At 61.1% G+C, this 25,008-nt stretch carries 24 protein-coding genes; 8 read left to right on the forward strand and 16 right to left on the reverse strand.

Going from position 1 to position 25,008, the window contains the following annotated elements:
• Window positions 1-5: 5 nt before the first annotated feature.
• The 4 genes from QMK17_RS15940 to QMK17_RS15955 form a co-directional block, all read right to left on the reverse strand.
• A complete protein-coding gene (locus QMK17_RS15940; protein ID WP_283510247.1) occupies window positions 6-236 on the reverse strand; it encodes a hypothetical protein in 231 nt (76 codons plus the stop codon).
• On the reverse strand, window positions 233-1,075 hold the full coding sequence (locus tag QMK17_RS15945; protein WP_283510248.1) for a universal stress protein: 843 nt from the start codon (window positions 1,073-1,075) through the stop codon (window positions 233-235). The genes QMK17_RS15940 and QMK17_RS15945 overlap by 4 nt, the downstream gene beginning before the upstream one ends.
• Before the next feature lie 178 nt (window positions 1,076-1,253).
• Window positions 1,254-2,981, reverse strand: a complete 1,728-nt coding sequence (locus QMK17_RS15950; RefSeq protein WP_283510249.1) for a GAF domain-containing sensor histidine kinase — start codon at window positions 2,979-2,981, stop codon at window positions 1,254-1,256.
• The gene (locus QMK17_RS15955) at window positions 2,953-3,642 is read right to left on the reverse strand and encodes a response regulator transcription factor (RefSeq protein WP_283510250.1); all 690 of its coding nucleotides are present in this window, start codon (window positions 3,640-3,642) and stop codon (window positions 2,953-2,955) included. Before QMK17_RS15955 ends, QMK17_RS15950 begins: the two co-directional genes overlap by 29 nt.
• Window positions 3,643-3,834: 192 nt before the next feature.
• Here QMK17_RS15955 and QMK17_RS15960 point away from each other — a divergent pair, with 192 nt between their 5' ends.
• Window positions 3,835-4,767 (forward strand): universal stress protein, encoded by a 933-nt coding sequence (locus tag QMK17_RS15960; RefSeq protein WP_283510251.1) that lies wholly within the window; start codon window positions 3,835-3,837, stop codon window positions 4,765-4,767.
• A gap of 73 nt (window positions 4,768-4,840) precedes the next feature.
• Here the strand turns inward: QMK17_RS15960 and QMK17_RS15965 are convergent, their stop codons facing one another.
• From QMK17_RS15965 to QMK17_RS15980, 4 genes are all read right to left on the reverse strand, one after another.
• Complete coding sequence (locus QMK17_RS15965) at window positions 4,841-5,827, reverse strand: carbamate kinase (protein WP_283510252.1); 987 nt, start codon at window positions 5,825-5,827, stop codon at window positions 4,841-4,843.
• Window position 5,828: 1 nt separating this feature from the next.
• Entirely contained in the window at window positions 5,829-6,830 is a 1,002-nt protein-coding gene (gene argF / locus QMK17_RS15970; protein ID WP_442972775.1) for an ornithine carbamoyltransferase, read from the reverse strand.
• Window positions 6,830-8,080: an arginine deiminase gene (locus QMK17_RS15975; protein WP_283510253.1), complete on the reverse strand. Its 1,251-nt coding sequence runs from the start codon at window positions 8,078-8,080 to the stop codon at window positions 6,830-6,832. Before QMK17_RS15975 ends, argF begins: the two co-directional genes overlap by 1 nt.
• Window positions 8,081-8,187: 107 nt before the next feature.
• Entirely contained in the window at window positions 8,188-10,977 is a 2,790-nt protein-coding gene (locus QMK17_RS15980; RefSeq protein WP_283510254.1) for a cation-translocating P-type ATPase, read from the reverse strand.
• 317 nt (window positions 10,978-11,294) lie between these two features.
• Between QMK17_RS15980 and QMK17_RS15985 the strand changes: the two genes are divergently transcribed.
• The 6 genes from QMK17_RS15985 (at window position 11,295) to QMK17_RS16010 (ending at window position 15,215) form a co-directional block, all read left to right on the forward strand.
• On the forward strand, window positions 11,295-11,816 hold the full coding sequence (locus QMK17_RS15985) for a flavodoxin domain-containing protein (RefSeq protein ID WP_283510255.1): 522 nt from the start codon (window positions 11,295-11,297) through the stop codon (window positions 11,814-11,816).
• A gap of 25 nt (window positions 11,817-11,841) precedes the next feature.
• Window positions 11,842-12,333 (forward strand): DUF1003 domain-containing protein, encoded by a 492-nt coding sequence (locus QMK17_RS15990; protein WP_283510256.1) that lies wholly within the window; start codon window positions 11,842-11,844, stop codon window positions 12,331-12,333.
• 206 nt (window positions 12,334-12,539) lie between these two features.
• The gene (locus tag QMK17_RS15995) at window positions 12,540-12,752 is read left to right on the forward strand and encodes a hypothetical protein (RefSeq protein ID WP_283510257.1); all 213 of its coding nucleotides are present in this window, start codon (window positions 12,540-12,542) and stop codon (window positions 12,750-12,752) included.
• A 55-nt stretch (window positions 12,753-12,807) separates the two neighbouring features.
• Complete coding sequence (locus QMK17_RS16000) at window positions 12,808-14,316, forward strand: APC family permease (protein ID WP_283510258.1); 1,509 nt, start codon at window positions 12,808-12,810, stop codon at window positions 14,314-14,316.
• Window positions 14,303-14,746, forward strand: a complete 444-nt coding sequence (locus QMK17_RS16005; protein ID WP_283510259.1) for a universal stress protein — start codon at window positions 14,303-14,305, stop codon at window positions 14,744-14,746. The genes QMK17_RS16000 and QMK17_RS16005 overlap by 14 nt, the downstream gene beginning before the upstream one ends.
• Complete coding sequence (locus QMK17_RS16010; RefSeq protein ID WP_283510260.1) at window positions 14,700-15,215, forward strand: VOC family protein; 516 nt, start codon at window positions 14,700-14,702, stop codon at window positions 15,213-15,215. The genes QMK17_RS16005 and QMK17_RS16010 overlap by 47 nt, the downstream gene beginning before the upstream one ends.
• 35 nt (window positions 15,216-15,250) lie before the next feature.
• Here QMK17_RS16010 and QMK17_RS16015 read toward each other — a convergent pair whose 3' ends face one another.
• The 7 genes from QMK17_RS16015 to QMK17_RS16045 form a co-directional block, all read right to left on the reverse strand.
• Entirely contained in the window at window positions 15,251-15,850 is a 600-nt protein-coding gene (locus QMK17_RS16015) for a hypothetical protein (protein ID WP_283510261.1), read from the reverse strand.
• A gap of 208 nt (window positions 15,851-16,058) precedes the next feature.
• Window positions 16,059-16,847 (reverse strand): GAF and ANTAR domain-containing protein, encoded by a 789-nt coding sequence (locus tag QMK17_RS16020; protein ID WP_283510262.1) that lies wholly within the window; start codon window positions 16,845-16,847, stop codon window positions 16,059-16,061.
• 173 nt (window positions 16,848-17,020) lie between these two features.
• Complete coding sequence (locus tag QMK17_RS16025; protein WP_283510263.1) at window positions 17,021-18,031, reverse strand: zinc-dependent alcohol dehydrogenase; 1,011 nt, start codon at window positions 18,029-18,031, stop codon at window positions 17,021-17,023.
• 222 nt (window positions 18,032-18,253) lie between these two features.
• Window positions 18,254-18,988 (reverse strand): cutinase family protein, encoded by a 735-nt coding sequence (locus QMK17_RS16030; protein ID WP_283510264.1) that lies wholly within the window; start codon window positions 18,986-18,988, stop codon window positions 18,254-18,256.
• A 173-nt stretch (window positions 18,989-19,161) separates the two neighbouring features.
• A complete protein-coding gene (locus QMK17_RS16035) occupies window positions 19,162-20,235 on the reverse strand; it encodes an alkene reductase (protein ID WP_283510265.1) in 1,074 nt (357 codons plus the stop codon).
• 279 nt (window positions 20,236-20,514) lie between these two features.
• Window positions 20,515-22,581 (reverse strand): AMP-binding protein, encoded by a 2,067-nt coding sequence (locus QMK17_RS16040; RefSeq protein WP_283510266.1) that lies wholly within the window; start codon window positions 22,579-22,581, stop codon window positions 20,515-20,517.
• A 293-nt stretch (window positions 22,582-22,874) separates the two neighbouring features.
• Window positions 22,875-23,741 (reverse strand): cyclopropane mycolic acid synthase family methyltransferase, encoded by an 867-nt coding sequence (locus QMK17_RS16045; protein ID WP_283510267.1) that lies wholly within the window; start codon window positions 23,739-23,741, stop codon window positions 22,875-22,877.
• 266 nt (window positions 23,742-24,007) lie between these two features.
• On the opposite strand from QMK17_RS16045, the gene QMK17_RS16050 reads away from it, so the two are divergent.
• Window positions 24,008-24,547 (forward strand): FAS1-like dehydratase domain-containing protein, encoded by a 540-nt coding sequence (locus tag QMK17_RS16050; protein WP_283510268.1) that lies wholly within the window; start codon window positions 24,008-24,010, stop codon window positions 24,545-24,547.
• A 50-nt stretch (window positions 24,548-24,597) separates the two neighbouring features.
• Here the strand turns inward: QMK17_RS16050 and QMK17_RS16055 are convergent, their stop codons facing one another.
• Window positions 24,598-24,993: a fumarylacetoacetate hydrolase family protein gene (locus QMK17_RS16055; protein ID WP_283510269.1), complete on the reverse strand. Its 396-nt coding sequence runs from the start codon at window positions 24,991-24,993 to the stop codon at window positions 24,598-24,600.
• Window positions 24,994-25,008: the final 15 nt, after the last annotated feature.

The raw sequence follows: 25,008 nt of genomic DNA on the forward strand, positions 1-25,008 counted from the left end.
ACTCCTCAGTACACAAAGTTGCACGATCGCACAGCGTCCACATTGCTGACCCTGCGCATTCTGCGTGTGCGAGAGATCGCAGGCTCCACCGGGATTTTTTCGGTCGTCGCCACGAGATCCACAGCCCGCTCCACTCCCTGCAACTTCATCATCGACGCCATGGCGCAATAGACGGCGTCGAGCTGGTTTGCCAACGGGGACATCAACAGATCGCGCGAACCGCTGTTCATCATCATGCGTGCGGCACCACGAGCACTGGACACCGTGCCTCACGGAGCACGGTGGTAAGCGTGCTTCCACACGCTTGCCCTTGCTCATGCCCCAGGACGATCAACTGAGCGCTACTGGACAGCGCGACGAGTTCGGGTCCAGAGCCGGCCTCTCCGCGGACGGTGGATACCCGTACCTTCGGATACTTCTCGCCGAACGGCTCCAGCCTGATGTCCATCAGCGATTTCACTTGCGGGTCGTGGCCCGAACCCCCGAACGCGTGCGCGAGAATCTGCGACACCGCGACGGTGTGGATCGCTACGAGATGGGCGTTTCTGCTCGACGCCTCGCGAAATGCCTCTCCGACGACCACATCGGAGACCACTACCTCCGCATCTCCGACCGCGACCACCACCGCTCCATCGGAGCCGATGCTGGATTCTCGCACGATCGCCACCGGACATGCCGAAGACTCGACAAGGGAAAAAACCAACGACCGTAGGATCCGTGCAGCCAATACACTGCTACCGCTTGCACCGAGCACGAGAAGACAGGAGGATTTCGCCTCCGACAAGAGAGCGGATTCCGGTTGACCATGTAGCACTGCGGTTTCCACCATCACGCCGTGATCGACCTCCGAAGCAGCGAGCACAGCCTCATGCAGCACGCCACGGCCGTAGTCGCCGTCCACATCAGGAGCGCCGTAGACGGTCTCCGGTTGCGGATGAGGACTGATCACGTGCACCAGCCGCAGTGACGAGTGCCGATCCCGCGCCTCGTGCATCGCGAACCGAACAGCATCGAGCGCCGCCCTCGATCCGTCGATGCCGACGACCATGGGTCCAACCGGAAATGAACTGTTCATCAGGTTCCTCTCGATGTTCGTCATCGCCACCGCGTACCGTAAATTGCAGCGACTTCTCTCCAGAACGGTACGAGTTACCTGCCGTTCGGCACAGCGGTCAGAGGTCCTTTACGTTCAGGACCAATGCCACCAGCACCTGAGCACTACGCCTGAAGGTCGGGCTGTGGGGCAACGCCTGTCACGGTAGCGGCACCGACCAGACAACCGAGGTACCCATGCCAGATGTCGGTGAGCCCACGGTGAGTGCGCCACCACATTGGACGGCGCGTGCACTCAGATTCGCCAAGCCACTGACTGTGACGTCCTCAGGCATGCCGATTCCGTTGTCCGACACTTCAATTCGAAGTTCATCTCCGACCGATACCGTCACGGACAGCGTGTCGGCCTGCGCGTGGTGAACAGCGTTGCTGACCGCCTCCCTGATGACGGCGACAGCATGGTCGGCGAGTGAGTTCTCGACGACCGACAACGGTCCGTACATTCGGACGATCGCATGGACCGAGACATTGCCGGTAAGTTCGAAGACCGCGTCATTGAGACGTTGACGCAAGCGAGTGGCAGAGTGAGACGAACTCTGCAGATCGAAAATCGTGGTTCGAATGTCCTGGACGGTGTCTTGCAAATCGTCGATGGTTCTCGTCAGTCGTTGACGTATCTCCTCGGATTCGGTGCGCTGCAGCGTGCTCTGCAAGGACAGACCGGCAGCGAATATTCGCTGGATCACGTGGTCGTGCAGATCGCGGGCAATACGGTCGCGGTCGGACAGAACGTCGAGTTCGTGTACCCGACGAGCAGAGTCGGCCATCTGCATCACCAGCGCAGCCTGATCCGCGAAACTGGAGACGAATTCCAGCTCGGCATCACTGAACGAGGCCGCCCCTTCCTCCCGCAACACCACGAGCACGCCGCTGACCCCATTGGTTACCCGCAGAGGCGCGATCAGGGCGGGGCCGAGTTGGTGACCCAATTCGAATTCATGGTAGTCGAGGTGCTCTTTTCGAAAGGCTGTGCGGCGCTTGAACGCCGCGCCTGAACTCGATCCCTCCATCGGGATGATGGACCCCAACAATCGGTCCGCGGCGTATCCCTCGCTGACAATGATCTTCAATTGATCTACGAGTTCGGAGCTCTCGTCGACGTCCTCCGGAACTGCGATAAACGCGACATCGGCACCGGTCAGGTGCAAGGCCTTGCGTGACACCATCTGCAGAACCTCATTCGGTTCCGTGCCGGCCAGCAACTCGGTACCGACGTCCCTCGTAGCTTCCATCCACGCTTGCCGGGTGCGCGATTCCTCGTACAAGCGCGAATTTTCGATAGCGATACCCGCCGCTGAGGCGAGCGCCCGAATAACGACCTCATCGTCCTCGGTGAATTGCTTTCCGTCCTTCTTTTCGGTCAGGTAGAGGTTCCCGAAAATTTCATCGCGGACCCGGATCGGTACTCCAAGAAAAGATTTCATCGGAGGATGACCAGGTGGGAAGCCGACCGAATCCGGATGCAATGACATGTCTTCCAGACGCACCACTTTGGGCTGATCTATCAACAATCCAAGCACACCTCGACCCGTGGGGAGTGGTCCGATGTCTGCCTTCGTCTCCTCCTCCATTCCGAAGTTGATGAAGGCGCTCAGTTCGTGACCATCGCCTCGGACACCGAGGGCGCCATACCGAGCGTCGACGAGTTCGACGGCAGATTCCACGATGGACCGGAGCGTCATCTCCAGGTCGAGCCCCGATGTGATGACCAGCATGGCGTCGAGCAGCCCATCCGCTTGGGCTCTGGCGTCAGCGATATGGTCGATGCGCTTCTGCATTTCGAGTAGAAGTTCGCCCAGCCGAAGCTGCGGCAAGAAGCTCCCCGCATCACCCGCAGGCTCATCCATCTCGATTTCCAGGACGCGCATCGGTTACTGCATGTGCACCGGTCGTTGATTGAGCACCGGCATGCTTGGAGGCGTACACCGCGGCCTGGGTCCGTCGCTCCATGCCGAGCTTCGAGAGAAGCCGAGAGACGTAGTTCTTCACGGTCTTTTCTGCCAGAAACATCCGGGCAGCGATCTGCCTGTTGGTCAGCCCCTCTCCGATGAGATCGAGCAAGGTGCGCTCCTGCCCCGTGAGGTGGTCGATCGGTCCTGGCTCCGCGGTTCCCGCTCGCAGTTTGTCCATCAGCGCAGCCGCCGCTCGGTTGTCGAGCAAGGATTTTCCATGGCCGACGTCTCTGATCGCGCGGGTCAGTTCCATTCCGGTGATGTCCTTGACAACATATCCTCGGGCTCCGGCGAGGATGGCGTCCAGCATCGCCTGATCCTCGGTGAACGACGTCAGCATCATGCACTTCAGGTCAGGCATTCGATCGAGTAGTTCACGGCACAACTCGATGCCGTTGCCATCCGGGAGCCGTACGTCGAGTACAGCCACATCCGGCTTCAAGGCTGGGATGCGGGCGAGCGACTGGGCACAACTGCCGGCCTCTCCGATCACCTCGAGATCGGGATCGGAGTCGATCAGGTCTATCAAACCTCGGCGCACGATCTCGTGATCATCGACCAAAAATACTGTGACCACGGAACACTCCCTCGTACGCGACCGGAATGGACGCATCGAAACCAACCTTACGTACTCATGACGTAGGCGACCGACCCTTTGGTCACCGAAAGCGGCGACAAAAGTCACCAGTGTCGGTGTTGTTGTGCTGGCGCGCCGGTCACAGCCCGCGAGGTTTGATGGAGTCACCGAACACGATGAAGGAGGTCTCGGATGGGTTCACTCCCGACCGTCGTCGGAGTCGACGGGTCGTCCGCGTCACTGGATGCTGTCCGGTGGGCAGTTCTCGACGCCGGACTGCACAACTCCGATCTCACGATTGTCTCCTCGCTCCCCTTGCCGGCCGCCCTGACCGGCTTCGAAGTTCTGTCCGAACCGACGATCACGCAATTGAGAGTCGAGACGGAACGAATTCTGGACGAGGCGAATGCGGAAGCGGTGGCCATAGCGGCGCAACCGATCGCTGTCGAAGTATGTCTTTCGGAGCGACCAGCCGCTATCACACTGCTCGAGCTGGCAAGAACGTCGAGGATGGTGGTTATCGGCACCAACGGTCTCGGCGGAACCGATCGGCGATCGCTCGGGTCGATCAGTTTTGCGCTCAGCACCCACGCTCACTGCCCAGTCACTGTTGTGCGCGAATGGACTGACCGCCGTCGTATCCCCGCGTCGAACCCCATCGTCGTTGGGATCGACGGAACGAAGGCCAGCGCGGCCGCGCTGGATTCGGCGTTCGAGGAGGCCGACATGCGAGGTGCACCGCTCACGGCCATTCACGCGTGGTCCGACGCCGATCTGTCGATAGGAATACCGGTTCACGGACTCGAATGGCCGGTGAACAGGCCCGCTACCGAGGATGCGCTGACGCAGATTCTGAACGAATACTCGTTGCACTATCCGTCGGTGTCCGTGCGACGTGTGGTCGTCAAGGATCGCCCGCTGCATGCTCTCCTCGATCATGCGCAGGGTGCACAGCTACTGGTGGTAGGTAGCCACGGTCGCGGGGGCTTCAGCGGAATGATGCTCGGATCCACCGGCAGATCAGTTCTGGGACGCGCCAATTGCCCCGTCATGATTGTTCCGTCGTCGGCTCGATTCGCACCGAGAGCAGTGTCATCTGCGAGCAACGACTCGACCAGTGTTTGAGCTAGAAGAACGGTTCCATCGCGTATCTCGCCGAAGCCGTGCGCCCTCTCCACTATGGTTCACGCACAATTTGTTACGCCCGAGCACCATACTTTTGATCGGCTCCGATCGAAGCGTCGACAGAGCGTCGCCCGGTGCGTGCGTCATCGACCCGACGGTCGAGAACGCGCGTGCCCGTGATCCCCGCCAGCACGTCCTGCGCTTCGTCGAGTGCGCCGATGTATGCAGAATGCCCCGAATTGGCGACGAATTTGCTGCACGCCTGGACCTTCGGACCCATCGAACCTGCCGCGAAGTTCATTTTCGCCAACTCGTCGATGTACACACGTCGAAGCGAATGCGCCTGTGCGGTACCGAAATGATCGAAGACTGCCGACACGTCGGTGAGGATCAGTAGGCAGTCGGCGTCGGAATCGAGAGCCATCAATGTGGCGGTCAGGTCCTTGTCGATCACCGCCTCCACACCGGTCATGCTCCCGCCCACGGATTCGACGACCGGGGCTCCGCCGCCTCCGCCGCAGATCACGAGAGAACCGGAACGAACCAAACGCGTGATCGAATCCTGCTCGAGCACGCGAATGGGGCTCGGCGACGGCACTGTTCGACGCCATCCTGCGCCATCGGCAGCGATGGACCATCCGTGCGCATCGGCGACGGCGGAGGCCTCCCCGCGCGTGTAGACGGGTCCGATGAACTTCGTCGGGGCCGTGAACGCCGGATCGTCCGGGTCGACGCAGACTTGAGTGGTCAGGTTCACGATCGGCTTCACTACGCCCGCGTTGCGCAGCGCTTGGGACAACCAGTAGCCGATCATTCCCTGCGTCTGCGCAACGAGGGCGTCGAGCGGATAGGGCGCCTTCAGCGACGGGTCAGCACTGCTTTCCAGGGCGAGCAAACCCACCTGGGGTCCATTGCCGTGACAGAGTATTACCTCATGTGCACGAACGATCGGTGCAAGTGCAATTGCTGCGCTACGAATGTGGGCAAGCTCGACAACAGCGTCGGGACTTGCGCCGCGAGGGAGCAAGGCATTTCCGCCGATCGCGATCACGATGCGCACATCAACCTCCCAACGCAGCAACAAGTACCGCACGAATAGTGTGCAGTCGATTTTCCGCCTGATCGAATACCACCGACCCGGCCGATTCGAAGACCTCGTCCGTAACCTCTGCCCCGTCCAGGCCGAACTGCGCAAAAACTCGCTGTCCGGCGTCAGTGCTGCGGTCGTGGATCGAAGGAAGGCAGTGCATGAATTTGCTGTCCGGCTTACCGGTGAGCTTCATGACCGACGCGGTCACGCGGTACGGCGTCAGCAATCCGACGCGCGAGGCCCACTGTTCATCGGATTCGCCCATACTGACCCACACGTCGGTGTAGACGAAGTCGGCATCGGTGACGCCGTCGGACACGCTGTCGGTCAGCAGAATTCGTGCTCCACTCTCGATCGCCAGGTGTTCCGCGATCTCGACAACGTCTTCCGGTGGCCACAACTCTCGTGGCGTCACAATACGAACATCCATTCCCAGCAGCGCACCGGTCACCAACAGCGATCGTGCCACATTGTTGCGGCCGTCCCCGACGTAGCAGTACACGATCTCCTCGATGGGACCGTCGTGATGCTCGGTCATGGTCAGGATGTCGGCAAGCATCTGGGTTGGATGCCACTGATCGGTGAGCCCGTTCCAGACCGGAACCCCAGCGTATTCAGCGAGCTGCTCCACAATGTTCTGAGAGAAGCCGCGAAACTCTATACCGTCGAACATCCGGCCGAGTACCCGCGCAGTATCAGGAACCGATTCATCCTTGCCCAGGTGAGATCCGCTCGGGTCCAGGTATGTGACGTGTGCGCCTTCCTTGTGAGCGGCAACCTCGAAAGCGCATCTGGTTCGCGTGGAACTCTTCTCGAAGACCAGCGCGATGTTTCTGCCGGCAAGTCTGGGTACTGCGTTACCGGTGTCGTCCGCATGTTTGAGCCTGCGCGCCCGGTCGACCAGGTGCAGAAACTGCGCCTTGGTCAGGTCGATTTCCTTCAGCAGTGAGCCTCGCGTACGTTCGCTGAGCATCAGAGGGCCTCACGTTCGATGGGACAGGTCATGCAGCGCGATCCGCCTCGACCTCGGCCGAGTTCGCTGCCGGCAATACCGATGACGTCGATTCCGTTGTCACGCAACATGTTGTTGGTGATCGTGTTTCGTTCGTAGCCGATGACAATGCCCGGCGAAATCGCGAGGAAATTGTTGGCGTCGTCCCACTGCTCTCGCTCGGCAGCGCGGCTGTCTTCGTCGGCAGAGAGGACAGTCAATTTGTCGAGGTCGAGTAGTTCAGCGATGACGGTGAACAGATTGTCTCGCTGCTGCACGTGCAGCCCTCCGGTGTCGTGTTCGAGCATTTCCTCCGGGTCGGTGGCGGTGATCACCCAGGGCCGCAGAGATGCGGGATCGAGGTAGGGATACCGAATGAAGGTGCCGTGGTCGAGCATCGTCAACACGGTATCCAAGTGCATGAACGCATGAGACTTGGGAAGCTGCACCGCCACTACAGCTTTCGCCTGTCCTGTTCGGAACAGTTCGCGTGCAACTATTTCGACGCCCATCGGCGTCGTCCGCTCACCCATTCCCACGAGAACAATGCCGTGTCCGAGAACGTGGATGTCGCCACCCTCGAGAGTGGCCGGTTGATGCGATAGATCATCGTCACCGTAGTAGACCGGGAAGGTCTCCGAGGTGAACAGCGGATGGAACTTGTACACCGCGCGCGCATGGAGTGATTCACGTTGGCGCGCGGGTTTCGCCATGGGGTTGATGGTGACACCGCCGTAGATCCAAGCCGAGTTGTCCCGCGGGAACATGGTGTTCGGTAGCGGCGGCAGAATGAACTCGTTGAGTCCCAGGGTGTTCCAGCGGAGGCTGCCGACATGCAACGGCGACAGATCAGCCCTGGTCACCCCGCCGACCAACAACGTTGCGAGTGTCGCGCCGTCGCTTTGCTCGGCAAGCCGGCGAAGCGGTCCGGCAAGCGTGGGCCCCACCAACTCGGGTGTGCACGTGCGATCGAGCACGAACGCACGAGCTTCCTCGTTCTGAAGCGTCTCGGTCAGCAATGCGTCGAAGTGGTGAACCTGGACGCCGTGCGTGCGCAGCACATCGGTGAAGGCATCATGCTCTTCGTGCGCCTTCTCGGCCCACAACACGTCGTCGAACAGGAGCTCTTCACAGTTCCCCGGCGTGAGTCGGGACAATTCCAAACCTGGACGATGAACGATGGCCTGGCGCAGTTGGCCGATTTCGGAATGGACGCCGATCGAGCGACTCACGATGGTCTCCTTACAGTGGATGAATAATAGGAACTCACGGGTAGTGGTCGTTTATCCGCCAAGTCTCGTGGCCTGAAAACTCGCGCACCAGGGCACAACGTCCCTTCTCATGTCCCCTTCGTCACCCGGTTTTCTCGTTCACTGCACTCTCTCGGCGGGGATTTCCTTCGCCGACTCCAACGTGCACACTCATCGATTCCCCACACGAGAAACGGGAACGGCGCAATCAAGGCGAGCTGGGTGAAATCGAGCGCAGCGGTGCCGAAGACGTGCTGCAGGGGCGGCACATAGATCACCGTCCCGGCGAAGACGAGTTCGAAGACGATGCCCCACAGCAGCGGACGGTTCGTGAACAGTCCGATCGAGCGGAGAGAGGCGCGGTCGGTCCGGGCCGCGAACGCAGCACCTATTTGGCAGGCGACAATTCCAGCGAACGTGACTGTTGTGGCTTGCAGGTAAGCATCGTGCAGCGGGTCGCCGACACCGGTGGGATCCCCAGGACTCCACCCTGCACGGTGCAGCGTGAACAGGAAGCCCGCCATCACCAGAATCGCCGAGGGTACGCCCAGGATCAACCAGGCTCGGAACAGTAGAGCGCGGTCGATGATGGCGGCCGAGCGGCGACGCGGTGGGCGGTCCATCAGTCCTGGTTCGGCGGGTTCGCGGCCCAGCGCCAGGGCAGGCAACGTTTCGGTTCCGAGGTCGATAGCAAGAATTTGCAGGACTGTGAGCGGTAGCGGGATCGCACCGCCCGACACTGCGAAGACGAGAAACGGGACTACTTCTGGGACCGCATGCGCGAAGATATAGAGAACGAATTTGCGAACGTTGTCGTATACCTGCCGTCCAGCGCGCACGGCAGTGACGATGGTGGCAAAGTTGTCATCGGTGAGCACGACCGTGGCTGCTTCACGGGCGACATCGGTCCCGGAACGTCCCATCGCGATTCCGATATCGGCGTGACGGAGCGCGGGCGCGTCGTTGACGCCATCGCCGGTCATGGCCACGATGTGCCCTATCGACTGAAGTGCCTGCGCGATGCGCAGTTTGCCCTCCGGCGAGGCCCGCGAGAACACGATTTCGTCGTTACCGGCCAGAAGCGCTTTCACCTCGGTGTCCGTCATCGAATCGAAGGCGGCGCCGTCGACGATTCGGCGGAGATCCTGCCCGCTCCCGATACCGACGTCTCGCGCGATAGTCGACGCCGTCAACCCGTTGTCACCGGTGACGACGTGGATGCGGATTCCAGCGTGATGCGCATCGCGCACGGCAGTGGACACTCCTGCACGTGCCGGATCTGCCATCGCGACGAGCCCAACGATGCCCAGCCCGATTTCCGCCTGCTCCCGGCGCACCGGGACGTCCTGGCCCGGTGCGACAGCTCGCTCCGCGACGGCGAGAACTCGCAGTCCCTGCCGGGCGTAACGATCGAGGGAGTCCGAAAATTGTTGGCGCAAAGCATCGTTCAGAATTACGAGCGTTCCTGCACTGTCGAGCGCATGGGTGCACAGCGGAAGCACTGTTTCCGGAGCCCCTTTGGTATGCACTTTCGTACCACCCGGCACCGCATCGATGGTTGTCATCCGCTCGACATGTGAGTCGAATGTGAAAGTTGCAACGCGCGATTCGGCTCGATCAGCGGGCGAGACCCCGACGCCGAGTTGTTGTGCCAAGTTCAGAAGCGCGATCTCGGTCGGATCTCCTAGCGTGGAATCTCGCTGCTCGGTGGCGAGCTCGGCAGTGGTGCACGCTGCTGCATCGGCCGCGAGCAGCAGAGCGCCTGGATCATTTCGCGCGTCAGCGGGATCGACGTCCCTTTCCGGAAGCCAGAGATGCGTCACCTGCATACGGTTCTCAGTGAGAGTTCCGGTCTTGTCGGTGCAGATCACCGTGACCGAGCCCAGAGTTTCGACGGCAGAGAGCCGTTTGACGACTGCCCCCGCTCGTGCGAGCTCACGAACGCCTGCCGCCAGCGCCAACGTGATCGTCGGAAGCAATCCCTCCGGCACGTTGGCGACGATCAGTCCTATGGAAAAGCTGATCGCCGCTGCCCACCCCAGGCCGGCAAAAAGCCCGATGGGCAGAAACGCGGCGCCGACAACCACCGCGACGATCGCGATGATCATGGTGGCTCGGGTGACTTGACGTTCGAGCGGGCTCTTACCGGTGTGAGGTCGTTGAGCGAGGGATGCAATCCGTCCGAGTTCGGTGTGCATTCCGGTACGAGTAACTACGACTCGGGCATCACCGCCGACACAGATGGTGCCACTGAAGATCAGGTTGGCGGCATCCAACCGCGGATCACCGACATCGCCGGAGTCGGTGGACCGTTGGACCGGCATCGACTCGCCCGTCAAGGCTGACAGGTCCACGGTGACCTCACCCGCGATGATCCGTCCGTCGGCGCTGATCTTGTCTCCCTCTCTGGCCAGCAGGATGTCACCGGGCACTACGTCTGCAGCGGCGACCTCCCGCTCGATGCCTCTGCGAACCACATGTGCCGACGCAGGAAGGAACTTTGCCAGTGCTTCGACAGCGCGCTCGGCCTGCATCTCCTGCACGAAAGCGAAGGCCGCGTTCAGCACGATGACCGCAATCACTGCGTACGCCAACGCCGGCGTTCCCCCGATCCAGGCCAGGACGGCGGCGAGCATCAGGAGAACGGCGAGCGGTTGGGTGAATTGAGTCAGTAGCTCTTTCGGCCACCGCCTAGCGTGAGTGCGCGTCAGAATGTTCGGGCCGTATGTGGTCGAGCGCCGGGCGCTTTCAGCCTCACTCAGCCCGTCCGGGCCGGTTCTGAGATCGCGGAAAAGGTCTGCGACGGGTCGATTCGTATCGTCATCCTCCGGCCCAGCGGAGGTATGACCCTGCGGACTATCGGTCCGAACGGTACTCACCGAGTCTCCTTGCAGTCGAGCTGCCGCAGATGCGGTCTGTGCACCCCCAAGCGTGAGCGCCCGAACAGGAATGGTCTGCGGTCGCATGTCATGAGGACGAGGGGTACTTGGTCCTTCTGTGCCCGCAACGGACGCCACCGGCACTGCGGACGGGATCACATGTGCGTTCCAGGAGTGCTCTCGACGAACTACCACCGATGAAAGGACCGAAGGCCCTATCCGCGGCATTGAAATCCGTCGACAGTGAGGCCAATAGGGCAATGAGCCGGGCAGCAGAAGCACCGAAAGCCGAGCCTCGGAGAAGAAGGAACACCGTCATGCGCGTCCTGATCGCAACATCGAGCCGGCACGGATCTACCCATGAGCTCGGGCAGTGGCTCTCATCCGCGCTCGCCGATGCGTTGAAAGACTCTGGCGTCTCGGCGACGGTGGACACCCGCGATGCCGCTGACGTCGACAGCATCGCCGAATACGATGCGGCAATCATCGGCAGCGCCGTCTACATGGGCAGGTGGTTACGTGCCTCTCGCTCCCTCGTCGCAAGGGAACAACCCGAGCTCCAGACTCGTCCGGTGTGGCTGTTCTCCAGTGGACCCATCGGCAACACCGACACATCCACGGCGACATCACCGTGGGACAAGGCGTCGTGGGCAGTGGAACATCGGATCTTCGGCGGACGGCTGCATCGATCGGAACTCTCCTGGTTCGAAAAACTCGTAGTCCGGCTCATTCGAGCCAAGGACGGAGACGATCGCTCACGCGATGCGGTCGAGGAGTGGGCGCGATCGATCAGCACGACGCTCGCCGCGGCCCAACCGACGGTTCCGGTTCAGCCATGACGCTGACATTCGAGACGGTTGCGTGATGAATCGATGGCGAAAGCATCCCGGTGTACGAACCGGCGACCAGTTGACCAGAGGCGAGCGGGCTGCCGACCACGTTCGCAACGGCATGGGCTCGTGGCCCTTCGTACTATTCTTCCTCGCCACGATGGCGGTGTGGGCCGCATACAACGGCAGGGGCGGTTTCGACCCGTACCCCTTCATTCTTCTCAATCTCTTCCTGTCGATGATCGCCGGTCTGCAGGGCGCAATCTTGCTCATTTCGGCCAAGCGTGCGGATTCGATCAGTAGCGAAGTCGCATTGCATACCTTGTCCAATACTGCCAAGCTGCAGGACCTGATCGAGGCCAACACGGTTCTGACCGAGACTGTCGCACAGCTGGCCTCGGAGATGCACGAACACATCTGTCGCCCACACCCCGGACAGGGGAATGCACGCCGCTCGTCCACCCGCGAAAAAGCGTCGGCACTCGCCGACGCAGCGGCACGTCGGTCCGAGGAGGCCAGGCCCTGAATGCCGTGCCAGCCTGGTAGTGCAGAACTAAGGAGCATCGAGACCGATCGTTGTTCGGTGACTTTCAGTTCCACCGAGACTGAACGATGCTTCTACCGAACACCTTCGGCTGGCCAGATGGGGAACAAAGTCCCTTTCTTCGACCTAGAGGCTGAGCCAAAATGATGGTCGGAAGTTGACACCGTGTCACCAAGAAGGACAAACAGATGATGCTCGCGCTTGTAGTGATCGTTGCCGTAACGGCTGCCCTCGGGGCTGGACGGTTCGGCATCGGTTCACCGGCCACCACAGCCTCTGCGCACGTCGATGGACCCGGCACGTTGGAGGAGCTGTTCGCTGCACGCTTTACGCGCGGCGACATCGATGTAATCCAGTATCGAACGGAAGTCGATCACATTGCAGCGCAACTCCACACGTGACTCGAAGCCGCCACTGCCGTGCAGACCATCACGGGTTCCCTACCAGGAGAGCAACATGAGTCCGACAACAGTGCCCGATCCGAAGTCGACAGACCAGAAGCCACTTACCAATTCAGAGTCGGGAACCACTCATTCGGCTGTGAAGAACACTTCACCCGACGCACGCAAGGCCAATGCATTGGGCCTGACCTCGGCGACAGGTCTCGTGGTCGGAAGTATCGTCGGTACAGGGGTTTTCACGATGCCCGCGGTACTGGCCGGGGCCGGAACGATGAGCATTATCGTCCTGGCCGTCATCGCCGTGGGCGCGATGCTGCTGGCTGCGATGTTCGGGCAACTCACCAAGCGGATACCAAACAGCGATGGCGGACTTTACGCCTTTGCGCGTTATGAATACGGCGACTTCGCCGGGTATCTGGTCGGCTGGTGCTATTGGATCCAAACTTGGGCGGGCAATGCCGCGATCGTTGCATCGTGGGTGTTCTACGTCGACGCCCTCTTCGGACTCGAAAACCCTTCAGGCCTGACGAATTGGGGAATCGCGCTGGTGGGATTGTGGGTTCCCGCGATTATCAACCTTGCGGGAGTCAGGCAGATGTCGTGGTTTCAGAACATCACGGTGGTGTTGAAGTTTCTTCCGCTGCTGTTCATCGGCGTGATCGGGTGGTTCTTCGTACAGCAGGGCAACTTCGGGGAGTTCAATGCCTCGGGCGGCAACCTCTACAGCGGCATCGGCATCGCCGCCGGGGTTGCGTTGTTCTCGTTCATCGGGGTTGAGGCCGCGGCGGTCACCGCCAAGCGTGTGAAGAACCCGCGAGTGAACGTCGGTCGTGCGTCACTGATCGGCACCGCGGCCAGCGCGCTGCTGTACGTGCTGGTGACTGCGGCGGTCATGGGTCTAGTACCACACGACACCCTCATCGGAACCGGCGCTCCGTTCGTGGACGCCTTCGAAGCGATGTTCTCCCAAAACGGTTGGGCGGGCACGTTCATCGCCGCCATCGCAGTCATCTCGGGCATCGGAGCGCTCAACGGATGGACGCTCATTGTCACCGAGACCTCACGAGCCATGGCCCAGGACGACATGTTCCCACGGCCGTTCGCCTGGACCGATCGCAATGGGACGGCATGGTTCGGTATTCTCATCGGAACGGCACTGCCGTCGATTCTCATGCTGTGGCGCTACACATCGACCTCCGGCCTGACGGTCTTCACCTACCTGGTCAACCTGACCGTTGTCACAGTCGCCATCCCCTACTTCATCTCCGCGATCGCCCAGCTCACCTACCTCGTATCGCGCCGGCGCCCTGTTCAGGGCTGGCGCCTTGCGCGTGATCTCGCGGTGGCAGGGACCAGTGTCCTGTTCTCGATGTGGGTGACCTTTGCTGCGGGGTACCAAGTGGTCTATCAGGCACTGGTGGTGATCCTTGGAGGTCTGGTGCTCTACGCGTTCCTCAATGCCAGACGCCAACGTCTCGGTGAGGCGCCCGAACCAGTCGATGGTCCGCCGCACGTCATCGATGTCAAACCTCACGAGAGAACGGAACAGCATGGTAGACAATAAGATATCCACGGCCCGCATAGTAGTGGGCGTCGACGGTTCCCCCTGCTCGATACTTGCGTTGCAGCGCGCAAGGCGACTTGCGGAGGCACTCGGCACAGGCATGGACGTCGTTGTTGGTTGGCAGTATCCGTCGTATATGGGTGTGGGTTTCATCGGCGAATTCCATCCAGATCTGGACGCCAAGCAGATCATCACCGATTCGGTCACTGCCGCGTTCGGTCATGATGTGCCAACCGATGTCGAATACATCGTCAAGGAGGGGGTCCCGGCCCAGATATTGCTCGACGCCAGCCGGGAGGCCGAGATGCTGGTCGTAGGAAGCCGTGGCCACGGAGGGTTCGTCGGCCTGTTGCTGGGATCGGTCAGTGCACAGTGCGCCGAACATGCTCATTGCCCTGTGCTCGTCGTTCATTCGAGGGATCATCACTAGCGCTGGCGGCGTCGGTGCCGCGTCGTCGAACCCCACGCCATCGAACCCCACGTCATCGAACCCCACGTCGATGGCAGTCTCCTCGATGCTGATGCGTGTACTCCGGTTGGAGCCGTCGATCGACTTCTATTGCGATGTGTTCGGATGTACGGTCGCCCTCCGCGAAGCGGATGCGGCACTCTTGTTGGCCCCAGACGGTTTTCAGATCTACCTGTACGCGAACGGGCCATCGCTCCAGCGACCCATCGAGGGTCTTGGAGTGAAGGAAGTCATGTGGTCCGCAGCCACCGAAACGGCCCTCGAACAGGTCGGCGATCGCTTGCGCCAACGCTATCCCTCCACCTACGTTCACAGCGCAGGCGGGGTCAACTTCGTCGATGGTCGCGACCCGGATGGAAACCGTGTTCTCGTCGCATATCCGAGTCCGCTCCAGCTACCACGCCATATTATCGCCGACCGATTCAAGTGACACAGTTGCATTCGGCCCGGCGCTGACGGAATCCGCTAACGCCGGGGCGGATGCCACCGGCGGGCATCGCGTAGGACACGGCGGGCGACCTCGATGACGGGCGTACCCGATAACAGTGCGAGGCGATTCATTTCGGCCCGGCCTTCGGCGGAGGTGCGGCCACCCTCGATAAGCACGCCTACCGCCTGATTGATTTCGCTCACGGCAGTAAAGCTGTTCTCGACTTCTGTTGCAATCACATTACTTTCGTCGATTTCTCGAGCATGCCCGTCGAGAGTGATCGCAGCACGGTCGAGTCCGAGTGAATAGTTCACGTCCGCGGCCAAATCCACAAGGGCGCCAGCAGTAGCGGAGAGGATCAACAGTTCGACAGAAGAGTGCGCATTCGTCGGACGGGCGAGAGTAAGACGCAGTGACGAGACCGTGGCCCCGGCGCTCTCGTCCGTCGTCGAACTCGCGATCACGAAGTGCGCGCCATCGATCGTTATGGTGATGGCAACGGACACAACGGATGACACGGCATCATCGATGTCGGCCATGAGCCGACGTGCCAGATGTTCGAGGTCGACATCGTCGGTGTCGAGTGCTGTGGTCAACAGTGCGAGATCAGCAATCAGCCGAGGGTGCAGTTCCATTGAGAATCCAGTGCGGCCCGATCGCCTGTTGAGTACTTCGAGGGCCCCACGAAGATAATGTTCGTAGGGAAAGGCAGGCGAGAAGCCAAAGTCGGACCCCGAGCCTCGTGGTTCACCTGCACCTTGAACGCTACTCTCTCTGACCGAGTCCTGTACAAAAAGTCTCGGTGACGCAGAAGTGGTCCGGGCACTGCGGGCGATGGACGCGCTACATGCGTCTACGCCGCAAGCGGGCGGTTTTCGTCGCCTCGGCGACCATCGAGTCAGCGACCGCTGAGAGCTTCTTGTGTTCGTTCTGACTGAGCGCTTGAAGTTTCTCGTACCCTTCGGCGCCGCTGCATCCACTTCTACTGATCAGAATTCCGATTGCCTGATCGATCACCGCTCGGTTGCTCAGGGCCTTCTCTAGATGCTCGGTCAGCTGCACCGCGCTGGCCAATGCGCGTGCATTTTGAACCGAGACGGCGGCCGGGACCGCAAACAGTTCGCCGAGTTCCACCGAGCGATCATCGAACGCATCGGGCTGGTGAGCGTAGACGTTCATCGCCCCGAGCACACCGGCACGGGTGATCAACGGCAGAGACAGAACACTGTGCACACCCAAGTGACCAACTTTGGGCCCGAATTCGGGCCATTGAGGATCAGCGTCGAGTGATCCGGACCGAACCGTGATGCCCTTCGCCGCTGCCGTGATGCACGGCCCCTGACCCATCCCATATTGAATGCCGTCGACCACTCGGACAAAATCCGCGCTTGCCACGATTGTGGGTGGTTTATCGGAGTGAAGGAGCGTCAACCCTGCCCCGTCAGCGCCCGGGATTGCCCGCACCGCAAACTCCGCCACATGCGACAGAGTTTCGGATAACGTCAGAGTGCTCATCGCCAGTTTGCCCAGGTCGGCCAGGCTCGATCTGAAGTCGTCATCGAGCTCGTTCGGGTACGCGTGCCCTGAATCGGTAGCGCTCCGCTGCGGAACGCCGATATCCCCTGTATTCATCGCACTGCTCGATTCGTTGTGGCCACACGCAATTTCTGCACGTGCCTGCCCCTTCGAACACTACGGCGTATCCGTCCTCAGTGGAACGTCGACAGGTGCTCCAGACTACGCAGGAGCATCGATGGGAACGGTATCGATGCAGCATCGACGCAAGAACGTCGTTCGATCCTGGATCAAAACTCGAAGACCTGTCGGGCCGTGACACGGCCGCCGAGCAGATCGTCGAAACACTCGTTTACTTCGTCGAGCTTACGAGAGACCGCTGAGACCTTCGTCCGACCGGCTTCGTGAAGCTCGAATACTTCGCGCAGGTCCTTCCGGGTACCGACGATCGATCCGAGTACAGAGATTCCGCCGACCACTGCCTCGAAGATTGGGATCGGAAGGACGCCGTGTGCAGGCATCGAAACGCAGACGAGCCGCCCGCCGCGACGAAGTGATCTGAAGGCCTGGTCGAATACGCTTGGAATCACAGCCAACACGATTGCGACGTCGGCGCCGCCGAGCGCTCGGATGGCCTCGACCGGATCCGTCGTCATGGAGTTCACCGTATGGTCCGCACCGAGCTCGCGTGCAAGTTCGAGTTTCTCGTCCTCGATGTCGACGGCGATAACGAATCCTCCTGCGATACGGGCATATTGCACGGCCATGTGGCCCAGGCCCCCGACGCCGAATATCGCAACACGCTGGGCGGGTACTACACCGCCGACCTTGACCGCCTTATATGTCGTCACGCCTGCGCACGTCAAGGGTGCGGCGTCGAAGGAAGAAATCCCGTCGGGCACGCGCGTGACATAACGTGAATCTGCCACGGCATATTCTGCATAAGCGCCATCGATCGAGTAGCCGCTGTTCTCCTGCTTCTCGCACAGCGTCTCCCACCCGGACACGCAGTAGTCACACTCACCGCACGCAGAACCGAGCCATGCGATCGCGACCCGCTCACCGATTCGGTCCTCCGATACCTGTGAACCCACGCCCTCGATGATTCCGATTCCCTCGTGACCTGGTACGAACGGGACCGTCGGCTTGGCGGGCCAATCACCCTGTGCGGCGTGAATGTCGGTGTGGCACACGCCGCAGGTTTGAATCTTCACGAGCACCTGTTGGGGTCCCGGCACAGGAGTAGGAATGTCCTGGACGGTAAGGGGCGCACCGAACTCGGTAACGACAGCAGCTTTCATCGTGGCGATCCTCCGTAAATCACAAGCAATGCCGTTCTCGACGATCGAGCGATGCACGCTATCGATCCTCGCCGCCCGCATACCCGCTCGTGCAGGGCCAGAAGTCACTAGTGATCGGGACAAATGCCGGCGCAGCGATTCGCTGCAGAGCGCGCCCCAGGTGCAGAACGCGTCGAGGCGCTCTGCCTACTCGGGCACGAACAATCCACGGCTTCGGCTGAGTCAGCCGATGATTCGTGAAGCCGCGAATGCTGCACCCTGCGTCGTTTTTCCGTTGGTTCCGTACGTCAGATGCGCGAAGGTGTTGAACCCGCCGAGCTGGCACACTGGGTCACCGAAGTTGCAATAGCTTGACGCACGAGAACCGAATGGGCCGCTGGCAGTCTCGATGGTCTGCCCCTGCAGTCCGAGCGGGTTTCCGAATACGACGACAGCCGCGATCCTGTCGGCGACAACACTCGGCAGTACTGCGCCGGAGGCGCTACTCGGGGTACGTAGGCCGACTGCGTTCGAGATCACCGTCGCGCCCTGCGAATATCCGCCGATCACGAACTGCGTTCCGGGACACGCTGCTGCGACCGACGAGATGTGGTCGACAAGATCCCGGGATCCGGGGCCCGCGCTCAATTGACTGTAGTCAGCCGCGTAATTCACTGCGTACGTACTGACCGAACGCCCCGAAAGCTCCGAGGTGAGCCTGTTGACAAATGGACCACCGGTGATTCCGAAGCCCGGTAGCTCACCGGTTCCACGGGCGAACGACACATCGACGTCCGAGCAAGGCCCAGCAAATGCAACCGGGCCGGCAACGACGGCGGCGCCTGCCACGATCGTCAGAACAGTGACCGCATTGGCACACAACCGGGTCTTCCTTCGGCGGCCTGCGCCGACTGTGGTGACCTCGGTAGGAATGCGCGATGCTGCAGCGATAGCAGACGCACGCACTGTATTTCGCATGGTTCGATCCCTGTCGTCGTGTTCCGCCGTACAGGTAGCAGTGTGCCGGAACCAAGATCGGTTCGCACCCCTTTCGGGGGTGTGATTCGCGGGCGATTGCACCAGAATGCAACGAGGCCCGCACCCATCAGGGTGCGGGCCTATCGAAGGTTCAGCCGTCAGCGCTGGAGTCGTCAGCGCTGGAGCGCAGGGTAATCCGTGTAACCCTTGGCGCCGTCGGAGTAGAACGTGCTCGAATCCGGGGTGTTGAGCGGCAGATCTTCTCGCCAGCGGTGCGCAAGATCGGGGTTGGCGATCGCCGGGCGCCCGACCACCACTGCGTCGCCGATTCCGTCGGCCAGCAACGACAGTGCCTCGTCCCTGCTGGTGATCTCACCGAAACCACTGTTGACCAGCACCGGTCCGCCGAATGCCTTTCGCAGGTTCTGAACGAGCTCGCCCGCTGGGTCTTTGTGCAGCACACTGAGGTACGACAGGCCGAGCGGCGCGATCCGGTCCACCAGTGCCCGGTAGGTCGAGCGCACATCATCGGCGTCGCTCTCGAGCGTATCCTGAATGTTGTGTTCGGGCGAAATGCGGATTCCCACTCGACCCGCGCCGATCGCCTCGGCGACGGCTTCGACGACCTCGGCCACGAAACGGGCCCGATTCTCCGGTGATCCTCCATAGGAATCGTCGCGGAGATTCGATGCCGGAGAAAGGAACTCGTGGAGCAGATAGCCATTGGCCGAATGAATCTCGACGCCATCCATGCCGGCCTCGATTGCGTTCCTCGATGCCTGAACGAAATCCGCTATGACCGAGGGCAATTCATCGGTACGAAGCGCGCGAGGAACCGGGTACGGCGCTTTCCCGTCGTACGTGCGGGTCTCGCCGTCGATGGCGACAGCGCTCGGCCCGACGACCTCGCGGCCTCCCGTCGTACCTTCGTGTGTCACTCGGCCTGCGTGCATGACTTGAGCAACGATGAGTCCGCCGTCGGAGTGGACCGCGTCAGCGACGTTGCGCCAACCGGCGATCTGCTCGGTTGTGACCAGACCGGGCTGCCCCGGGAATCCCTGCCCGGCATGGCTCGGGTATGTGCCCTCGCTGACGATGAGACCGAGGGAAGCACGCTGCTTGTAGTGCTCCACCACCAGCGGGCCGGGAACACCATCGCGGCCGGATCGCACACGCGTCAGCGGTGCCATGACCAACCTGTTCTCGAGCAACAGGTCACCGAGAATCAACGGGGAAAACATATTCACTGGTTCGACTCTTTCCTCACAGCGGGTGCACGTAAACGTGCAAGTAACTCTCTGGGCGAACCGCTGGAGCGCCGGGACATATTCCAACTAGAGATTTTCATCACGAAGACTCGACCCGAGATCGACGCCCTGTCCTGAGGCCGGAACAAGCCCACCGGATAAAGCATCGATCCGGTTTCCACCACCCCAATGGACATGACAGAGTGCCCGATATCTACGGTGTCATTGTCACAACTCGGCAGTCGATCTTCCTGCCGTAAAGCACGTAGTGGATGTGCGTCAGGGTCTCGGAGCAGGTGTGGGTTCGATCAGCAGGCTCTTGATGACTTTGCCGGTTGCGGTTCGGGGAAGCGTATCGAGGAACGTCACGTCCCTCGGCACCGAGAATCGACTCAACCTGTTGCGGATGTAGCTACGCACCATGTCTGCGTCCAGACCGGCCGCGCCTCGCCCGACGACGAACGCAGCCAATCGGTGTCCGTACTCGTTGTCAGGAACACCGACAACAGCGACCTCGCCGACCTGAGGGAGGTTCGCGATGGCATCCTCGACCGGGCCTGGGAAAACATTTTCCCCTCCGGACACGATCATTTCGTCATCTCGCCCACAGACGAACAAGCGGCCGTTGCAATCGAGGTAACCCAGATCGCCGGTGTCCATCATGTGCGATCCCAGAGCGGATGCCGTCGACGGCGGATCCGCGTTGGTGTAACCGTCGAACAGCATGTCATTTCCCACGAAGATGCGACCGAGAGCGCCCACGGGAACGACGTTGCCTGCGGCGCCCAGAATGCCGACGGTTGTTCCCAACGGGGGCCTGCCGGCGGTGGCGGGCGATGCGCGCAGATCGTCCGGTGTCGCGATAGTCGCCCAGGACACCTCGGTTGATCCGTAGAAGTTGTACAGAATGTCGCCGAAGGTGTCCATGAAGCGGCTGACTGTCGTTCCTGTCAGAGCGGAACCACTACATGCGACGACACGCAAACTCGACGTGTCGTATCGATTTCGAACGTGATCCGGAAGGTCGAGTATCCGCTGCAGCATGATGGGCACTGCGATCAGCGACGTACACCGATGCTCCGCGATGGCGCGTAGAGAATCCTCGGCGTCGAATCGATCCTGCAGCACCACCGTGGCACGCAGTGGGGTGCTGATTTGCAATGCCGCCAATCCCCAACTGTGAAACAGCGGTGCCGCGATGAGCATCTTCTCGTTCATTTGCAACGGCATACGAGACAACATTGCCGCGACAGTCCCGAATCCGCGTGGGGTGGGGCGAAGTGCGCTTTTGGGTGACCCAGAGGTTCCCGACGTGAGGACCACCATGGTACCGGGTCGATCGGGTCGATCGAACGTGGCCGATGGCGGGGCAACGAAGTGCTCCAGGGTGCGCCGATGCGGGATGGCCGTGTGGGCAGACAGGCTGATCCGCATGACTTCAGGCGAGAGATAGCGGATCATCGAGTCGAATTCGTCGTCGATGAACAGTATTTTGAAGTGTTGACGCGCGGCGATCTTCTCGATTTGCCGGGCAGCGAGGCCGGTGTTGAGCAGAACCACTCCGACACCGAGCATGCCGCAGGCCACGACGGATTCGGTCATCGTGATGTGGTTGCGCGCCAGAATGCCGACGGTGTCGCCGGGCACGACGCCGAACGCGCTCAGTCCAGCGGCAATTCTGTGCGAACGTCGATGAATTTCGTCGAACGTTCGGCTGCCCCGATCGTCGACGACAGCCATTTCATCCGGTGATCTGGCTGCGGCCGCGGCGAAACCGCCGCCGAGGGTGAAACCCCATTTGGCCAGTGAGTTGAGTTGGCGATACGCGCGATCAGGCCGGGCCGCGCGTACGACGCCGGTGCGGATCATCGTCTTCGCTATCGCCAAGGGCAACGAGCGGTGCTCCCCTCCGTTCGTCACAATCGAGTTCGGTTTTGCGGACAGGTAGTCGTCGATGCGACTCAGTCCGCCCCGAATCCAGTCGGTGACAGCTCGATTGTTGTCGGGCGTTGGCGAGTACGAGCCGTTCAGGGCCGCCTTGAAGATCGTCACGTTGACAGTGGTCTCGGTCGGTCTCGATTGGCTGAGCGCGAAACGAATGAACCCGCCCGAGTCGACATGCTCGATGGCGACGTCCCTGCGGAAACGATCCACCGTCAACCGCACGGCATGGTCTACGCCGCCGGCGCGGACCCAGTATCCAGCTCCGATGGCATCATCGCGCAACACGCAGGACTCGATGCCGGGGAAAAAACGCGGATACCACTCGAGTCCGCTCAACATGCTGCGTACCTGCTCGACGTCGTGCTCGACGAAAGCGGTGCACTCGATAACGTCTGTAACCATGCTCGATCCCTCCCCGATCACCTGCGGAATCGAGCACAAACCTTTAGCTCGACCTTCGATCCAGTAGGACTGGACACGCCGGGCGAAAAGGTCGAGTAACCCGACTAGGCTGAGATACTATCCGTTACCGCCGGTTACATCCGCCGAAACGAACAAATATGCTTGGCTGGCACTCTCGATGAGGTCTCAGTCAACGTTTCACTGGGCTTGGTGGGGGTCGCGTCTGACGAAAAGACTGCCCACCACATCGCCAGTCGGTCGTCACGGCAGGCGTCGGAACCAAGGTCTCCGGGTCAGCTGGGCTCTTTGATCATGGTGAACTGGCGAACATCGATCAGGCCCCGCCGAAAGAAGTCCGCGCAGCCCGGCAGATAACGCATGTACCTCTCGTACATTGGGTCACCGGCAATCGCGATCGCCTCGTCCCGGCGTCCCCGAAGTGCCTCGGTCCACAGATCGAGCGTCCGCGCGTAATGCGGTTGCAACGGCTGAATGTGGGCGATGGAAAACCCGGCGTTCTCGGCACGATCGACAATGACCGGTGATAGCGGCAACTCGCCCCCCGGAAAAATCTCTTCTCCGATGAAGTTCGCGAAGTCTACGTCGGCGCGGGTCACCCGCGACTTCTGGCGAAACATGTCGTGCCCAAGCTGAACGATGGTGTGCAGCATCATCCGTCCATCGGCAGGGAGCACATCGAACGCTTTGGCAAAAAAAGCGTCGTAACGCTCGGACCGAAAGTGCTCGAACGCCCCGATGCTGACAATCCGATCGACGGGCTCGTCGAACTCCTCCCAGCCTTGCAACCGAACTTCCGTTTTCCTAGTGGTGTCGAGGGCATCGAGCGTCGACTGCACATGCTCGTGCTGGTGGCGACTCAGCGTCAAACCCACCACATCGACGTCGTACAACTCGACGGCACGGCGCATCGTCGCCCCCCAGCCACACCCCACATCGAGCAACCGCATACCGGGCTTGAGATCACACTTGGACAGCGACAAATCGATTTTGGCGTACTGAGCTTCCTCGAGAGTCATGTCCTCGCGCTCGAAATACGCGCAACTGTAGGTCTGACTCGGGTCGAGAAACAGACGGAAGAACTCATCGGACAAGTCGTAGTGCGCCTGTACATCGTCGAAAAATGGCTCGAGTGTGTTCACAGCGTTATCTCCTTGCAATGGCAGCGACGACCCCGCAGCCAACTGCTCGACTGTGCCACCCCCACAGTGGAGACTACGTCCTGGTCGACATCTGCGCAGCGATTTCACACCCATTCACATGCCACCCCATCGGCAAGGGCCTCTCATATAACCCGGCTCGAAGCATCACTGCCGCAGCGCTATAGACGCAAGAGGGCCCGCGCACTTCACTCGACACGCCACACCGACAGCAAGCGTGAGCCGTCCTACGCGTACGTTGGGGAAACATGAACGAGGTCGACGACGTGCCCGCACAAGTCCGTTCCATGGTCGGCCACAGCTATCGCATCGACGACGTCTACGACGTGGGCGCAGCCAAAGTCTCCGAGTTCGCGAAAGCGGTACAGAACTTCCACCCAGCACACTTCGACATCGACGCAGCCAAAGCGCTCGGTCATCCCGCGCTCGTCGCACCGCCCACATTCATGTCCCTCGTCGCATTCGTCGCCCAGCGCCGCATGTTCGAAGAGGCATTGAACTGCTACGCGCTACCGCAGGTCCTCCAAGTCGATCAACGATTCGCATTTCACCGACCACTGCAGGCCGGTGACCGGCTCAGCTGCGAAGTCACCCTCGTCTCGGCACGCCGAGCATCCGGTGCAGATCTGATGATCGTCGAAAACGACATCTTCGATCAACACAATCAGCCGATCCTCAAAGCGACGACCACACTCGTTGCCTCCACCGAAACGTCCATGCCTGACGGGTTCATGGAAGTCGTCGATCGCATCATGATGGCCAGCGCACCCTCGAACCCACCCGGGTAATCATCCACCGAACCCTCCGCGAGCCGGGGCTCGCTCCCGAACGTCCGAAACTACTTACCGGCGATCGTGGTACGCAAGATTCCGAGCCTGTCGACCTCGACCTCCACTACGTCGCCCGGCCCGAGTAGCCAGGGCGGTGTCCGCGAATAGCCGACGCCCGACGGAGTGCCGGTTGCCAGAAGATCCCCAGGACGGACCGTGAACGTCCGCGAGATCAGCGCCAAGGTGTCCCCGACCGTGTAGACCATCTCGTCGGTGCGAGCGTCCTGCGCCACCTCGCCGTTGACGCGCGTCGTGATGCGCAGCCCCTCCCGCAGATCTCCGACCTCGGCCGAAGGAACGAGTGGGCCGACCGGACCCGACCTGTCTGCGTTCTTTCCAAGAATCCACTGCGACGTGAGCTTCTGGGCACGTCTGGCCGTGATGTCGTTGGTGTCGGCGGACACGGGCGTCCACCGGCA

The organism is Rhodococcus sp. G-MC3 (assembly GCF_030063335.1).
Taxonomy (GTDB): domain Bacteria; phylum Actinomycetota; class Actinomycetes; order Mycobacteriales; family Mycobacteriaceae; genus Rhodococcoides.

Excerpts from the sequence above, each read along its gene's own strand:
- QMK17_RS15940 (WP_283510247.1), bottom strand. The coding sequence starts at position 236 with ATGATGATGAACAGCGGTTCGCGCGATCTGTTGATGTCCCCGTTGGCA.
- QMK17_RS15945 (WP_283510248.1), bottom strand. The coding sequence starts at position 1,075 with ATGAACAGTTCATTTCCGGTTGGACCCATGGTCGTCGGCATCGACGGA.
- QMK17_RS15950 (WP_283510249.1), bottom strand. The coding sequence starts at position 2,981 with ATGCGCGTCCTGGAAATCGAGATGGATGAGCCTGCGGGTGATGCGGGG.
- QMK17_RS15960 (WP_283510251.1), top strand. The coding sequence starts at position 3,835 with ATGGGTTCACTCCCGACCGTCGTCGGAGTCGACGGGTCGTCCGCGTCA.
- argF (WP_442972775.1), bottom strand. The coding sequence starts at position 6,830 with ATGCTCAGCGAACGTACGCGAGGCTCACTGCTGAAGGAAATCGACCTG.
- QMK17_RS15985 (WP_283510255.1), top strand. The coding sequence starts at position 11,295 with ATGCGCGTCCTGATCGCAACATCGAGCCGGCACGGATCTACCCATGAG.
- QMK17_RS15990 (WP_283510256.1), top strand. The coding sequence starts at position 11,842 with ATGAATCGATGGCGAAAGCATCCCGGTGTACGAACCGGCGACCAGTTG.
- QMK17_RS15995 (WP_283510257.1), top strand. The coding sequence starts at position 12,540 with ATGATGCTCGCGCTTGTAGTGATCGTTGCCGTAACGGCTGCCCTCGGG.
- QMK17_RS16000 (WP_283510258.1), top strand. The coding sequence starts at position 12,808 with ATGAGTCCGACAACAGTGCCCGATCCGAAGTCGACAGACCAGAAGCCA.
- QMK17_RS16005 (WP_283510259.1), top strand. The coding sequence starts at position 14,303 with ATGGTAGACAATAAGATATCCACGGCCCGCATAGTAGTGGGCGTCGAC.
- QMK17_RS16010 (WP_283510260.1), top strand. The coding sequence starts at position 14,700 with ATGCTCATTGCCCTGTGCTCGTCGTTCATTCGAGGGATCATCACTAGC.
- QMK17_RS16015 (WP_283510261.1), bottom strand. The coding sequence starts at position 15,850 with ATGGAACTGCACCCTCGGCTGATTGCTGATCTCGCACTGTTGACCACA.
- QMK17_RS16020 (WP_283510262.1), bottom strand. The coding sequence starts at position 16,847 with ATGAATACAGGGGATATCGGCGTTCCGCAGCGGAGCGCTACCGATTCA.
- QMK17_RS16025 (WP_283510263.1), bottom strand. The coding sequence starts at position 18,031 with ATGAAAGCTGCTGTCGTTACCGAGTTCGGTGCGCCCCTTACCGTCCAG.
- QMK17_RS16030 (WP_283510264.1), bottom strand. The coding sequence starts at position 18,988 with ATGCGAAATACAGTGCGTGCGTCTGCTATCGCTGCAGCATCGCGCATT.
- QMK17_RS16040 (WP_283510266.1), bottom strand. The coding sequence starts at position 22,581 with ATGGTTACAGACGTTATCGAGTGCACCGCTTTCGTCGAGCACGACGTC.
- QMK17_RS16050 (WP_283510268.1), top strand. The coding sequence starts at position 24,008 with ATGAACGAGGTCGACGACGTGCCCGCACAAGTCCGTTCCATGGTCGGC.